The following is a 14,641-nucleotide window of genomic DNA, read 5'->3' on the forward strand; positions in this document are numbered from 1 at the left end:
AGGCTCCGGGCGGCACGCGGGATTGCGGCGGGCGCCGGAGGGTAGGCGGGCACGACTGTTGCAGCTATCAGTCGGGCAGACCTACCAGGACTCAAAAGGAGCGATGCAATGAAACTTCAAGGCAATCAGCGACGGCTCGTTGCGGCTGTGGCAACCGCAGCGCTGACGCTAGGTCTCGCGGGCGGCGCCTGGGCGCAGCAGCCCAGCGACACCACGGGCGGCAATACCTCCGACAACACGAGCGCCGGCAACGACAACGGCGGCGGCATGCCGCAGATCCAGCATCAGGGTGACGTGGCCTTCGTGTCGGGCGGCGTCGGCAGCGACGAGTCGAAGGCCCTGCAGGGCGCGGAGCGGCGCTGGCCGCTGGCGTTGCGCTTTACCGGCCCCGGGTCGGACTTCCTCGCGGACGTGCATGTGCAGATCGTCGACGCGCACGGCGCGGACGTGCTGCAGGCGACCTCGCGCGGGCCGTACATGCTGGTGAAGCTGCGTCCGGGCCGCTACACGGTGCATGCACGCTACAAGAGCGACGATCAGCAGAAGGCGGTGACGATTCCGGCCACGGGCAGCGCGAAGTCGGCGTTCTACTGGAACACGCAGTAACCGGCGCCTGCGCGAAGGTCGCGCAATCGGCCGAAGATTGGCCGATAATGAAGCCACGGGGTCTCCCGTGGCTTTTTTTTCGCATACGGAGCCGTGACATGAGCGACGCTTCGACGACCAACGGAAGTCCCTGTGGGGCGCCCAAAGGAAACCCCGCCGGAGGTGATGCCGCCCACGGCGCTCAGGCGTCCGCTGCATCGAACAGTGCTCATCGCATCGAAATTGCCGTCAACGGGCGCCGGGTGCGGGTGATTCACCAGGGCGTCACGATGGCCGACACCCAGGCCGCCCTCACGCTGGCCGAAACCGGCCTTCCCGAGGTGTTTTATTTTCCGCGCAGCGATGTCAATATGGCGCGGCTCGAACGCTCCAACCATACGTCGCATTGCCCGTTCAAGGGCGAGGCGTCGTATTTCCATCTGCGCACCGAAGACGGCCTGGTCGAGAATGCCGTCTGGTGTTATGAAAGCCCGCTTGACGGGGTCCAGCAGATCAAGGGATATCTGGCGTTTTATGCATCGCGCGTTGACCGCATCGATCAGACGTCCTGATCTCGCGGGCGCGCGTTCATCGGGGAGGCTGCCATGGAACTGAACAACGCGTTACGGATTGCACTTGCACCGTCCGATGTCTGGGACGCGCTGCAGGATCTCGCGTTGCTGCGCGCCAGCCTCGACAATTGCGAATCGTTCACCCGTCTGGCGGGCGGCGAGTACGCCTTGACGCTGACCGTGCCGCTCGGACCGTTGCGCGCCCGCTACGAAGTGCGGGCCCATGTGGCCAGCAAAAATGCCGCCGAGCCCGAGGCGCCGCATCGCGCGCTCAACTTCAAGGCGCGCGCCGAGGGTGTGGGGTCGCTGCGCGGGCAGATCGACGTCACGCTGCGCGCGGACGAAATGGCCCCGAACCGGGCGCCCAGCACGCGGATCGACTATTCGGTGTGGGCCACCTTGACTGGACCGCTCGCGGAATTGCCGACGCGTCAGATCGAGAACGCGCTGCACGAGCTGGCCGACGATTTCTTCGCCGAATTCTGCGCGGTCGTGCAGGCCAAGCACGGCCAGGGACCGAACCGCGCACGCGGCGCGCACAGCCGGCGCCAGCACGTGTTTCTGCGGCCGATCAACCTGGGCGGAATGGCGCGGCGCGTGCGGCCGCACGATCACAGCGGCAGCCTGAGCGGGCGCGCGACCAGCACGCTGTTCGGGGCGCGCGCTTCGCATAGCGTGTCGCATCGGGAGCCCACTCCGCATGCCATGCCGCAGTGGCTCTGGGCCGTCATGATTCTGCTGGTGGCCGTGCTGATGTACGCGGCGCACTGGTTCAGCCAGAGCTGAGCGAGGGCGGGGCCCACCCCCTCGCCGTGTCAGACGCCGCGAAACTCCCGTCGCCAAGCCGACGGCGAGGTGCGAAACGCCTCCTGGAAATGTTGCCGCAGCGAGGCCGTCGAGCCGAAGCCCACCATGCCGGCAATCGCTTCAACTGACTGATCGCTGCTTTCAAGCAACTGCTGCGCGCGGCTGAGACGCTGCGCGAGCAGCCATGCGCCCACCGTCGAACCGGTCGCGAGCCTGAAGCGCCGCGTGAAGGTGCGACGGCTCATCAGGGCCCGCTCTGCCAGCGTGTCGAGCGTGTGCGGCGCATCGAGGTTTGCCGCGACCCAGTCGAGCAGTCCTGATAGCCGGTCGCCGCGCAGGTTCGGCGGCACCGGTTGCTGGATGTATTGAGCCTGGCCGCCTTGCCGATGCGGCGAGACGACCAGCCGGCGCGCGACGTAGTTGGCAGCCTGCGCGCCGCACAGGCGCCGCAGCACATGCAGACAGCAGTCGAGTCCGGCGGCCGTGCCGGCCGAAGTCAGGATGTCGCCGTCGTCGATATAGAGCACGTCGGGGTCGAGCCGCACGCGCGGGTAGCGGCGCGCGAAGTCGTCGGCCCATGCCCAGTGCGTGCTGGCCGGACGCCCGTCGAGTATCCCCGCGGCCGCCAGCACGAAGGCGCCCAGGCACAGGCCGACCAGCTGCGCGCCGCGTGCATGGGCGCGGCGCAGCGCGTCGAGCAGCGCGGCAGGCGGCGTCTCATTGGGATCGCGCCAGGTGGGCACGATGATCGTGTCGGCGTCGTCGAGGGCTTCAAGCCCGTGCGTCGCGGCAATCGAAAACCCCGCGGTGGTCGAAAGCACGCCGGGTTCGACGGCGCACACGCGGAAGTCGAACAGCGGCACGCCGCCATCGTCGCGGTTCTCCCCGAACACCACGCATGGCACGGACAAGTGGAACGGACTGATGCCGTCGAAGGCGATAACGGCGACGATGTGCGGCTGGGCCACGGCAGACCTTCCCGGAAAATTCACAATGGCCCGATTCTAGCGAAGCTTGTCATGTGGGTCACTGTCGGCGGCGCGCGCGAAAGCGAACAATGCCGTCAATGCCGCTGCGCCGCACAGACTCGCACACCGACTCAATACAGCAGACGCACGGCGAGTCCACCCAATCAACGAAGGAGCCTTGCCATGTCAACAACGCCGCGCCGCGCCCTGCTGGTCATCGACGTACAGAACGAATATGTCACCGGCGATCTGCCGATCGAATACCCGGACGTGCAGACTTCGCTCGCCAATATCGGCCGGGCGATGGACGCGGCGCGCGCTGCCGGCGTGCCGGTGGCGGTGGTGCAGAACTACTCGCCGGCCGGCTCGCCGATCTTCGCTCGCGGCACGCCGGGGGCGGAGTTGCATCCGGTGGTGGCCTCGCGCGAGCGCGATCACCTGATCGTCAAGGATCTGCCGAGCGCGTTCACCGGCACCGATCTGGCCGACTGGCTGGCCGCGCGGCAGATCGATACCTTGACGGTGGTCGGCTACATGACGCACAACTGCGACGCGTCGACCATCAATCATGCGGTGCACGCCGGATTGACGGTCGAGTTTCTGGAGGATGCGACGGGGTCGTTGTCGTACGAGAACCAGGCGGGGTTTGCCAGCGCAGAGGAGATTCACCGGGTGTTCAGCGTGGTGCTGCATTCGCGCTTCGCGGCGGTGGCGAGCACGCAGCAGTGGATCGCGGCGGTAGAGGCGGGTGTGGCGCTCGAGCGCGGCAATATCTACGTGTCGAATCAGCAGGCCCGCGCGAGGCTGGCAAAGGCGTGAAGGGGGTGAATGGCTAAAGGCCTGAAGAGGCCTGAAGACCCGCGCGCGGGCAGGCGCCCAAACGCCTAAGCCGTACCGCCCCCCGTGCGCAACGCGGGACTGAGCCTCAGCGCGTCGAACATCGCTTCGACCATCTGCTGCGCGTGCACGTCGAAATCGTCGGACTCGGGCAGGAGCAGCATGTCGCGCAGCGACCCGCCGACGAACGCGTGCAGCATGGTCGCCGCGAGCCTCGTGTTCAGATCGGCGGGCATCTGTCCTTTGGAGATCGCATTGCGCAAGCCGACTTCGAGCTTGCGGAGCCCCTCGCGCATATTGCTCTGATAGCGGGCCATCACCGGCCCCATCTCTTCGACGAATTCGCACTTCAGAAACAGGATGTCGAACACGCGCCGCCGCCGCGGGTCCGCCGCGGTGTCGCGCAGGCACACGGTGCAAATTTCGATCAGCCGCCCGAGCGGGTCGGCTTCTTCCGGGTTGACCGAGGCGGCCTTGAGTTCGTCGAGCGGCAGCAGCACGCGGTCGAACATCTCGTTGAACAGATCGCCCTTGTTGGCGAAGTGCCAATAGATCGCGCCGCGGGTGACGCCCGCGGCCTGGGCGATGTCGGCCAGCGACGTGCGCGACACGCCTTTCTCAAAAAAGACCTGTTCGGCGGCATCGAGGATGCCGGCGCGCGTCTCCAGCGCTTCTTCCTTGGTCCTTCTGACCATGTTCGTCTGACCTGCCTGTTTTGCGGGATTTCCCGGGCACTTTTAAACGCGGCCCGTCACAATACATCCGATTGTTGTGGCTTTTGCGAACAATTATTGCCGCACGAAGCCCGTAAGGTTAGTGAAACACACTTTAACATCCATACGCGAATGTATATATAATAGCACCCCATCGATCGGATAGCCCAAGCGGTGACGACCGGTTAATATCCGTCACTGTTGTCTTTCAAAACGCTAATGCGCCGAACCGGAAAGGTCGGCGCCGTGCGGCATTTCCGGGTTTGGTGCCATTCACCAATGGATGTCCAGCGAGGTTCGCAGCACTGGGCTTCCGGTCACGCGTCGCGAGACGCATGTGTGCGCTGTTGTCCCCGGGGTAGGGATGCGCGCACTTTTTCATTCTCTCAGCCTTGACAGAGGTCGCTCCATGCGCGTCGAACGGGTTCCATTTCGCTTAATCAGTGCCGCGACGGCTGCCATCTTGCTGGCAGCGTGCGGACCAAAACAATCGGCCCCGCCACAACAAACGCCGGAAGTCGGCATCGTGACCGTCGAACCGACGGCCGTGCCTGTCGTCACCGAACTGCCGGGCCGTACCAATGCGTTCCTCGTGGCGCAAGTGCGCGCGCGGGTGGACGGCATCGTGCTGCGCCGCGAATTCACCGAAGGCAGCCAGGTGAAGGCCGGCCAGCGTCTCTACAAGATCGACCCGGCGCCGTATATCGCCGCCTTGAATAGCGCCAAGGCGACGCTGGCCAAGGCCCAGGCGAATCTGGTGTCGGTCACCGCCCAGGCCAACCGCTACAAGGTGCTGGTCGCGGCCAATGCGGTCAGCAAGCAGGACTACGACAACGCCGTGGCCTCGGAAGGCCAGGCGGCAGCAGACGTCGCATCGGGCAAGGCGGCGGTCGATACGGCGCAGATCAACCTCGGCTACACGGACGTGGTGTCGCCGGTGAGCGGCCAGGTCGGCATTTCGCAGGTGACGCCGGGCGCCTATGTGCAGGCGAGCGCGGCCACGCTGATGTCCACCGTGCAGCAGCTCGACCCGATGTACGTCGACCTGACGCAATCGAGCCTCGACGGCCTCAAGCTGCGCCGCGAAGTGCAGGAAGGGCGTCTGAAGACGACCGGCCCGGATGCCGCCAAGGTCACGCTGATTCTCGAAGACGGCCGCACCTATTCGGAAACCGGCAAGCTGCAGTTCAGCGACGTCACGGTCGACCAGAGCACGGGTTCGGTCACGGTTCGCGCGCTGTTCCAGAACAAGGACGGCGTGCTGCTGCCGGGCATGTTCGTGCGTGCGCGGATCGAGGAAGGCCTGAACGACAAGGCGATCGTCGTGCCGCAGATCGGCATTACGCATGACCAGAAGGGTACGCCCACGGCGCTGGTCGTCGGTGCGGACAACAAGGTTGCGTTGCGCCAGCTCGTCACGTCGGCCACGTACGGTTCGAACTGGGTCGTCGATAGCGGCCTGAACGCCGGCGACCGCGTGATCGTGCAAGGCACCGACAAGGTTCGCCCGGGCATGGAAGTCAAGACCGTCCCCGCGCAACTGCCTGCCACACCCGCTTCCGACGCCACTGCTCAAGGTGCGCCGGCCGCCAGCGGTGCGCAGTCGGCACAAGCTGCCTCTGCTGCATCGGGCGCGTAATAACAGGGAGCCTGTTTCATGGCAAAGTTCTTTATCGATCGCCCGATTTTTGCATGGGTGATCGCCATCATCCTGATGCTCGCGGGCATCGCGTCGATCTTTACGCTACCGATCGCGCAATACCCGACCATTGCACCGCCGGCTATCCAGATCAGCGCAACCTATCCGGGCGCGTCGGCGAAGACGGTTGAAAACACCGTCACGCAGGTGATCGAGCAGCAGATGAGTGGTCTCGACCACTTGCTGTACCTGTCGTCCACCTCGGACGACTCGGGCACGGCGACCATCACGCTGACGTTTGCGGCCGGCACCAATCCTGACATTGCGCAGGTGCAGGTGCAGAACAAGCTGCAGCTCGCCACGCCGCTTCTGCCGCAGGAAGTGCAGCAGCAGGGGACGAAGGTCACCAAGTCGAGCAGCAGCTTCCTGCTCGTCATGGCCTTCAACTCTGAAGACGGCAGCATGAACAAGTATGACCTGGCGAACTACGTCGCCTCGAACATCGAAGATCCGATCAGCCGGATCGACGGTGTGGGTACGGTCACGCTGTTCGGCTCGCAGTACGCCATGCGGATCTGGCTCGACGCCAACAAGCTCAACAACTTCGGCCTGACGCCGGTTGATGTGCAGACGGCCATCACGAACCAGAACGTCCAGGTGTCGGGCGGCTCGCTCGGCGGCACGCCTGCGGTACCGGGGCAACTGCTGCAGGCGACCATCAGCGAAGCCACCTTGCTGCAGACGCCGGAGCAGTTCGGCAACATTCTGCTGAAGGTGAACCAGGACGGCTCGCGCGTGCTGCTGAAGGACGTGGCGCGTATCGAACTGGGCGGCGAAAACTACAACTTCGACACGAAGTACAACGGCGTGCCGACGGCAGGCTTCGGTATTCAGCTTGCCACGGGCGCCAACGCGCTGGCTACGGCCAACGCGGTGCGTGCGAAGATCGAGCAGTTGTCGAAGTACTTCCCGCACGGTCTCGTCGTGAAGTACCCGTATGACACGACGCCGTTCGTGCGCCTGTCGATCGAGGAAGTGGTCAAGACGCTGCTCGAAGGGATCGTGCTGGTGTTCCTCGTGATGTACCTGTTCCTGCAGAACCTGCGCGCGACGTTGATTCCGACGATCGCGGTGCCGGTGGTGCTGCTGGGTACGTTTGCGATCATGAGTGCGGTGGGCTTCTCGATCAACGTGCTGTCCATGTTCGGCCTGGTGCTCGCCATCGGCTTGCTGGTGGACGATGCGATCGTGGTGGTGGAGAACGTCGAGCGGGTGATGGCCGAAGAGGGCTTGTCGCCACGCGACGCGACCCGCAAGGCCATGGACCAGATCACCGGCGCGCTGGTCGGCGTGGCGCTCGTGCTGTCGGCGGTGTTCGTGCCGGTGGCGTTCTCGGGCGGTTCGGTGGGCGCAATTTACCGGCAGTTCTCGCTGACCATCGTGTCGGCGATGGTGCTGTCCGTGATGGTGGCGCTGGTGCTGACGCCGGCACTTTGCGCGACGATTCTCAAGCCGATTCCGCAGGGCCATCACGAAGAGAAGAAGGGCTTCTTCGGCTGGTTCAACCGGACCTTCGAGAAGAGCCGCGACAAGTACCACAGCGGCGTGCACCACGTGATCAAGCGCTCGGGCCGCTGGCTCATCATCTACCTGGTGGTGATCGTGGCGGTGGGGATGCTGTTCGTGCGTCTGCCGAAGTCGTTCCTGCCGGATGAAGACCAGGGCACGATGTTCGTGCTGGTGCAGACCCCGTCGGGCTCGACCCAGGAAACCACGGCGCACGCGCTGAAGGACATCTCGGACTACCTGCTCACCACCGAGAAGGGCATCGTCGAATCCGTGTTTACGGTGAACGGCTTCAGCTTCGCGGGTCGTGGCCAGAACGCGGGTCTGGTGTTCGTGCGGATGAAGGACTACTCGCAGCGCCAACATGCGGACGAAAAGGTCCAGGCTCTGGTGGGGCGTCTGTTCATGCACTTCGCGGGCTACAAGAACGCGCTGGTGTATCCGGTCAACCCGCCGTCGATTCCTGAACTCGGCACCGCAGCCGGCTTCGACTTCGAACTGGAAGACCGTGCCGGGGTGGGTCACGAGAAGCTGATGGAAGCGCGTAACATGCTGCTCGGCATGGCGGCGAAGGACCCGATGCTGGCGCAGGTGCGTCCGAACGGCCTGAACGACACGCCGCAGTTCAAGGTGACGATCGACCACGAGAAGGCGTCGGCGCTGGGTGTTTCGCTCGCCACGATCGACCAGACGTTCTCGATCGCCTGGGCGTCCTCCTACGTGAACAACTTCCTCGATACGGACAGCCGGATCAAGAAGGTGTATCTGCAGGGCGATTCGCCGTTCCGGATGAACCCGGAAGACCTGAACGCGTGGTATGTGCGTAACGGTGCGGGCACCATGGTGCCGTTCTCGGCATTCGCCAGCGGCGCGTGGACGTATGGCTCGCCGAAGCTGGAGCGCTACAACGGTATTTCCGCGGTAGAAATCCAGGGTGCGGCGGCGCCGGGCAAGAGTACGGGTCAGGCGAACGCGGCCATCGAAGCGATTGCGGCGAAACTGCCGGCCGGTATCGGTTACGAATGGACGGGTCTGTCGTTCCAGGAAATCCAGTCGGGTTCGCAAGCGCCGATTCTGTACGGCATCTCGATCCTCGTCGTGTTCCTGTGTCTGGCGGCACTGTATGAAAGCTGGTCGATCCCGTTCTCGGTGATCATGGTGGTGCCGCTCGGCGTGTTGGGCGCACTGCTGGCTGCCACGCTGCGTGGCCTCGAGAACGACGTGTTCTTCCAGGTGGGTCTGTTGACCACGGTGGGGCTGTCGGCGAAGAACGCGATTCTGATCGTGGAATTCGCCCGCGAGCTGCAGCAGGGTGAAGGCATGGGGCCGATCGAGGCCGCGCTGGAAGCGGCGCGTCTGCGGTTGCGGCCGATCCTGATGACCTCGCTCGCGTTCATTCTCGGCGTGATGCCGCTGGCTATCAGTAACGGCGCGGGCTCGGCGAGCCAGCACGCAATTGGTACCGGCGTGATCGGCGGGATGTTGACCGCCACCTTCCTCGCGATTTTCATGATCCCGATGTTCTTCGTCGTGGTTCGTGCGAAGTTCGGCGGCGAGAAGGAAGACCCGGATGAGGCGCTCGAACACTATAACCAGCACCATCCTCATGACCCGCAGGGCGGCAACGGCTCGGGCAAGGAAGGACATTGAGATGCAAAAACACTCTTTGATTGCAGTGGCGGTCGCGCTCCTCGCAACGGCTTGCACGATGGAGCCGAAGTACGAGCGGCCGGCCGCGCCGGTCTCCGGCGCGTTCCCGGCGAGCGGCGTGTACGCGACGCAGCCGGGCGCGGCGGGCGGGGGGGCGCGTAGCGCCAACGGCCAGGCCGCGGTGGACATCGGCTGGCGCGACTTCTTCGCCGACGCGCGTCTGCAGCGGCTGATCGAGCTTGCGCTGAAGAACAACCGCGATCTGCGCGTGTCGGTGCTGAATATCCAGCAGGCGCAGGCGCAGTACCGGGTGGCGCGCTCGAGCCTGTTCCCGACCATCAACGCGGCGGGTTCGGAGACCAAGACGCGTACGCCGACGGATCTTTCGCTACCGGGTCAGGAGCTCACGACCGAGTATTCGGTGGGGCTCAACGCGTCGTGGGAGCTCGACTTCTTCGGCCGGATTCGCAGCCTGAAGGACCAGGCCCTGGACCAATACCTGTCCACGGCCCAGGCTCGCAAGGCGGCGGAAATCGCGCTGGTGTCGTCGGTGGCGGACCAGTATCTGACCTTGCTCTCGGATGACGATCTGCTGAGGGTCACCCAGGATACGTTGAACACGGCGCAGGCCTCGTACAACATCACGAAGCTGCAGTTCGAGACGGGTACGGGTTCCGAGCTCGATCTGCGTCAGGCCGAGACGGTGGTCCAGCAGGCGCTGGCGAACCAGCAGGCGCAGGCGCGTCTGCGGGCGCAGGCGGAAAACGCCCTTGTGCTGCTGGTGGGTGAGCCGTTGCCGGACGATCTGCCGGTGGGCAAGCAGCTTGGCGATCAGGATCTCCTCACGGACATCCCGGCCGGCTTGCCGTCCGATCTGCTGACGCGTCGTCCGGACATCGTCGAGGCTGAAGAGAGCCTGCTTGCTGCGAACGCGAACATTGGGGCGGCGCGCGCTGCGTTCTTCCCGAAGGTCTCGCTGACCGGCAATTTCGGCACGCTGAGCCCGTCGCTGGGTGGGCTGTTCAAGCCGGGTTCCGCGGCGTGGTCGTTTGCGCCGCAGATCACGTTGCCGATCTTCACCGGTGGCGAGAACAAGGCGAATCTCGATCTCGCCCACATCCAGAAGAACATCCAGATCGCGCAGTACGAAAAGGCGATCCAGACGGCCTTCCGGGAAGTGGCGGACGGTCTCGCGGCACGCGGCACGTACGATCAGCAGATCCAGGCACTCGAGCGCAATACGTTTGCTGAACAGCGCGCGCTGACTCTGTCGGAGTTGCGCTACAAGAACGGCGTGGACAGCTACCTGTCCGTGCTGACTGCGCAGACCAACCTGTACTCGGCGCAGCAATCGCTGATTGCGGCGCGTCTGAACCGTCTCACGAACCTGGTCGATCTGTACCAGTACCTGGGTGGCGGCTGGATCGAGCGCAGCGGCGAACAACCGCGCCCGGCCGATGCGCCGGTCGACTATAGCGCGGCCAGTACGCCGGCGGCGGCTTCCGCGGCTTCGGTGAACTAAGCCTAAGGCAGCAGGCGCGGACGGATTCTTTTGCGGAATCCGCTTCGCGTGCAGCAAAGAAAAACGCCACGGCTTGCCGTGGCGTTTTTCTTTGCCGCGTGAGTTTGAGCGACGACAATTCAATCGGATTTTTCGGAATCGTCGGATTTCATAATATTTCAAACTCCTTAAAAGTGGTTGCGCTGTCATTGGCATAACTAAATATAAAGGATATGTCCAATTCTTCAGATGCATGAACTCATGCATGGCCGACAACGGCTGCTAAGGAACCACATTATGATTGAGAACAAAGATCTCGCCGCACAAGTCAACGAGAAGCTACTCTCGGCAAACCGCTCGATTATCGATGCTTTGAAGTTGATCGAGGAACGCGGCTCAGCGAAGGAAGTTCAAACATTTCGTGTCGAAGCCGCGAACGTGGCCGGACATCTCTTCGCTCTTCTCTTAAGACCGCTGTGGCAAGCGCATCCTGAACTGGCTCCCGAAGGACTGGATATGGGCCAGCCGTCACGGAAAAGGGGAAGGCGGTAAATCATAAAACGAGGGCGCGAGAAACTCGCACCCTCGTTTGTCGTACGGCGCAATACTTGCCGAGAGCTAGCTTTAGGTTGGGAGCACCGGATGACGCCGGCGCGCAGAGTCACGCGTTCGTCGGTATCTCTACCCAATTCACCTCAATGCAGATCCACCGCCCGCAACATCTCATCGCCAGCCGCCGCGTCGTCATTCCCACCACGCCCGTCGAAATCATGTCCGGCGCGGCGGATCTCACGCTTCGCCGCACGTTCCCCTTTGACGCCGTTGAACACGAGGTTCAGCACCACCGCGGACACCGAAGCAAGCAGAATCCCGCTATGCAGCAGTGGCGAGAGCGCCGGCGGCAACTTCTCGAAGAAATGCGGCGAGACCACCGGCACGAGCCCGAGGCCGATACTGACCGCGACGATAAACAGGTTGTGGTGGTTCTTCACGAAGTCCACCTTCGACAGCACCTTGATGCCGTTCGCGGCCACCATCCCGAACATCACGATCCCCGCGCCGCCGAGCACGAATGCCGGCACCGAGGCGACCACCTGGGCCATCTTCGGAAACAGACCGAGCAGCACGAGAATCACGCCGCCCATCGCGCAGACAAAGCGGCTTTTCACACCCGTCACGCCGATCAGCCCGACGTTCTGCGAGAACGACGTATGCGGGAACGAGTTGAAGATGCCGCCGATCAGCGTACCCAGACCGTCGACGCGCAGGCCGCGCACCAGCGTCTTCTGATCCACCGGACGATCCACCATATCGCCGACCGCGAGGAACATGCCGGTCGATTCGATGAAGGTGACGAACATCACGGTGACCATCGTCGCGATGGCGAGCGGATCGAAGTGCGGCAAGCCGAAGTGGAACGGCATCACGATGCCGACCCACGGGGCGGCCGTCACGCCTGCCATGTTGACGCGCCCGAGCAGCGCCGCGATCACGAAGCCGGCGACGATGCCGAGCAGCACCGAGATGTTGGCGATGAAGCCCTTGCCGAACTTGTTGATCATCAGGATCAGCGTCAGCACGACCAGCGACAGGCCCAGATAGACCGGGTTGCCGTAGTCGGGGTTCCCGACGCCGCCGGCCGCCCAGTTGATGCCGACTTCCATCAGCGAGAGCCCGATCACGGAAATCACCACGCCGATCACCACCGGCGGGAAAAAGCGCAACAACTTGCCGACGGCGGGCGCGAGCAGGATGCCTATGACCCCCGCCGCGATGGTGGAGCCGAAGATATCGAGGATGCCCAGGCTCGGGTTGGTGCCGATCGCCACCATCGGGCCGACGGCCGCGAACGTGCAGCCCATGATGACGGGCAGGCGAATGCCGAAGATCCACAGGCCGAGCGTCTGGATCAGCGTCGCGATACCGCACGAGAAGAGGTCGGCGCTGATCAGAAACGCAATCTGATCCTTGGGCAGTTTGAGCGCGCTGCCGATGATGAGCGGCACCGCCACTGCACCCGCGTACATCACGAGGACGTGCTGAATGCCGAGCGTGAGCAACTGGCCTGCGGGCAGTCGCTCGTCGCACGGGTGAACCGTGTTCGATTGCATCTTGTCTCTCTCCACCATCTCGTTTTGGGATGGCTCCAAGGTATGCGGAGAGAAAAGGCGCAACAAGACCACTGGGGCCTATTCCCGGCTTCGCGATGATCATATGGGTGAGGGCGGTTTGAAAGGCAATCGAAATGCCTATGCTGCGCAAACCGGCTGTGAGCCCCTTGCTGCGGTGCGAACTCGTAGGGGCGCCAGCGGGTCGGGCAAAAGCGATATGTGTGAAAATCCATGAGGTGTATTCGAAGCGACGCATAGTGCTGTTTTGACGCCGCTTCCCGGATGGCGGGGTTAACCCGCGAGTGGCGCTTTGCGGAGGCGCTCGCATGGCGTGGCGCGATGTCGTGTATGAGCAATGACGCGGCGAGTGCTGGAATACGCATGGCGGCGTTTTCGGCGATCATAGGCGCCGGCCACGGAACACGCTCCGTTCGACAACCCGCGCAAGCGGGCATGACGACCGGACGCAAGTCACGGCATGCCTGCCGGCGCCACGGCGCGGCTGCATGCCTTGCATTCAGAGAACGATTCAGGGAACTACAGGAGCATTCATCATGAAGACGAAAGCCGCCATCGCATGGAAAGCCGGCGCACCGCTGACCATCGAAGAGGTCGATCTCGAAGGGCCGCGCGCAGGCGAAGTGCTGATCGAAGTGAAGGCGACGGGCATCTGCCACACCGACTACTACACGCTGTCGGGCGCGGACCCGGAAGGCCTCTTCCCTGCGATTCTCGGCCATGAAGGCGCGGGCGTGATCGTCGACGTCGGTCCTGGTGTCGGCACGCTCAAGAAGGGCGATCACGTGATTCCGCTCTACACGCCGGAGTGCCGCCAGTGCAAATTCTGCCTGTCGCGCAAGACCAACCTGTGCCAGGCGATTCGCTCCACCCAAGGCAAGGGCCTGATGCCCGATGCCACCTCGCGTTTCTCGCTGGACGGCAAGCCGCTGTTTCACTACATGGGCACGTCCACGTTTTCGAACTACATCGTCGTGCCGGAAATTGCCGTGGCGAAGGTGCGTGAAGACGCGCCGTTCGACAAGATCTGCTACATCGGCTGCGGCGTGACGACGGGCGTCGGCGCGGTCGTGTATTCGGCCAAGGTCGAGGCGGGCGCGAATGTGGTGGTGTTCGGCCTGGGCGGCATTGGCCTGAACGTGATCCAGGGCGCGAAGATGGTGGGCGCGGACAAGATCATCGGTGTCGACATCAACCCGGGCCGTGTCGAACTGGCGAAGAAGTTCGGCATGACGCACTTCATCAACCCCAATGAAGTCGAGAACGTCGTCGACCATATCGTACAGTTGACCGACGGCGGCGCCGATTACTCGTTCGAATGCATCGGCAACACCAAGGTGATGCGCCAGGCGTTGGAGTGCACGCACAAGGGCTGGGGGCAGTCGTTCATCATCGGCGTGGCGGCGGCCGGAGAAGAAATCAGCACGCGTCCGTTCCAGCTCGTGACGGGCCGCGAATGGAAGGGCTCGGCGTTCGGCGGCGCTCGCGGCCGCACTGACGTGCCGAAGATCGTCGACTGGTACATGGAAGGCAAGATCAACATCGACGATCTGATCACGCACCGCCTGCCGCTCGAACGCATCAACGAAGGCTTCGACCTGATGAAGAAGGGCGAGTCGATCCGCTCGGTCGTGCTGTACTGATGCCGGACTCACTGAGCAACCAAGGGAGCGC

General features: G+C 63.7%; 12 protein-coding genes. 9 read left to right on the forward strand and 3 right to left on the reverse strand.

Features of this window, described 5'->3' with window-relative positions:
• The first annotated feature begins 108 nt into the window (after window positions 1-108).
• From P3T42_RS22720 to P3T42_RS22730, 3 genes are all read left to right on the forward strand, one after another.
• Window positions 109-606 carry a carboxypeptidase regulatory-like domain-containing protein gene (locus tag P3T42_RS22720; RefSeq protein WP_429307313.1) on the forward strand — a complete coding sequence of 166 codons (498 nt, stop codon included), beginning with the start codon at window positions 109-111 and terminating at the stop codon, window positions 604-606.
• A gap of 98 nt (window positions 607-704) precedes the next feature.
• The gene (locus P3T42_RS22725; RefSeq protein ID WP_083640650.1) at window positions 705-1,157 is read left to right on the forward strand and encodes a DUF427 domain-containing protein; all 453 of its coding nucleotides are present in this window, start codon (window positions 705-707) and stop codon (window positions 1,155-1,157) included.
• 33 nt (window positions 1,158-1,190) lie between these two features.
• Window positions 1,191-1,943 (forward strand): CoxG family protein, encoded by a 753-nt coding sequence (locus P3T42_RS22730; RefSeq protein WP_429307314.1) that lies wholly within the window; start codon window positions 1,191-1,193, stop codon window positions 1,941-1,943.
• 29 nt (window positions 1,944-1,972) lie between these two features.
• Here the strand turns inward: P3T42_RS22730 and P3T42_RS22735 are convergent, their stop codons facing one another.
• Window positions 1,973-2,959 carry a helix-turn-helix domain-containing protein gene (locus P3T42_RS22735; RefSeq protein ID WP_429307413.1) on the reverse strand — a complete coding sequence of 329 codons (987 nt, stop codon included), beginning with the start codon at window positions 2,957-2,959 and terminating at the stop codon, window positions 1,973-1,975.
• Between the two features lie 156 nt (window positions 2,960-3,115).
• On the opposite strand from P3T42_RS22735, the gene P3T42_RS22740 reads away from it, so the two are divergent.
• Window positions 3,116-3,751 carry a cysteine hydrolase family protein gene (locus P3T42_RS22740; protein WP_074300675.1) on the forward strand — a complete coding sequence of 212 codons (636 nt, stop codon included), beginning with the start codon at window positions 3,116-3,118 and terminating at the stop codon, window positions 3,749-3,751.
• A gap of 65 nt (window positions 3,752-3,816) precedes the next feature.
• Here P3T42_RS22740 and P3T42_RS22745 read toward each other — a convergent pair whose 3' ends face one another.
• On the reverse strand, window positions 3,817-4,464 hold the full coding sequence (locus P3T42_RS22745; protein ID WP_429307315.1) for a TetR family transcriptional regulator: 648 nt from the start codon (window positions 4,462-4,464) through the stop codon (window positions 3,817-3,819).
• 427 nt (window positions 4,465-4,891) lie between these two features.
• On the opposite strand from P3T42_RS22745, the gene P3T42_RS22750 reads away from it, so the two are divergent.
• The 4 genes from P3T42_RS22750 (at window position 4,892) to P3T42_RS22765 (ending at window position 11,390) form a co-directional block, all read left to right on the forward strand.
• Complete coding sequence (locus P3T42_RS22750; protein ID WP_429307316.1) at window positions 4,892-6,121, forward strand: efflux RND transporter periplasmic adaptor subunit; 1,230 nt, start codon at window positions 4,892-4,894, stop codon at window positions 6,119-6,121.
• A gap of 18 nt (window positions 6,122-6,139) precedes the next feature.
• The gene (locus P3T42_RS22755; RefSeq protein WP_074300672.1) at window positions 6,140-9,337 is read left to right on the forward strand and encodes an efflux RND transporter permease subunit; all 3,198 of its coding nucleotides are present in this window, start codon (window positions 6,140-6,142) and stop codon (window positions 9,335-9,337) included.
• A gap of 1 nt (window position 9,338) precedes the next feature.
• Window positions 9,339-10,859: an efflux transporter outer membrane subunit gene (locus tag P3T42_RS22760; protein ID WP_429307317.1), complete on the forward strand. Its 1,521-nt coding sequence runs from the start codon at window positions 9,339-9,341 to the stop codon at window positions 10,857-10,859.
• A gap of 276 nt (window positions 10,860-11,135) precedes the next feature.
• Entirely contained in the window at window positions 11,136-11,390 is a 255-nt protein-coding gene (locus P3T42_RS22765) for a hypothetical protein (protein ID WP_429307318.1), read from the forward strand.
• A gap of 143 nt (window positions 11,391-11,533) precedes the next feature.
• On the opposite strand, the gene P3T42_RS22770 is transcribed toward P3T42_RS22765, so the two are convergent.
• Window positions 11,534-12,949, reverse strand: coding sequence for a nucleobase:cation symporter-2 family protein (locus P3T42_RS22770; protein ID WP_074301749.1), 1,416 nt, complete (start codon window positions 12,947-12,949; stop codon window positions 11,534-11,536).
• Window positions 12,950-13,503: 554 nt separating this feature from the next.
• On the opposite strand from P3T42_RS22770, the gene P3T42_RS22775 reads away from it, so the two are divergent.
• Window positions 13,504-14,610, forward strand: a complete 1,107-nt coding sequence (locus P3T42_RS22775) for an S-(hydroxymethyl)glutathione dehydrogenase/class III alcohol dehydrogenase (RefSeq protein WP_074300670.1) — start codon at window positions 13,504-13,506, stop codon at window positions 14,608-14,610.
• The last annotated feature ends 31 nt before the right edge of the window (window positions 14,611-14,641 follow it).

Source organism: Paraburkholderia sp. GAS38, from assembly GCF_050434965.1.
Taxonomy (GTDB): Bacteria; Pseudomonadota; Gammaproteobacteria; order Burkholderiales; family Burkholderiaceae; genus Paraburkholderia; species Paraburkholderia phenazinium_A.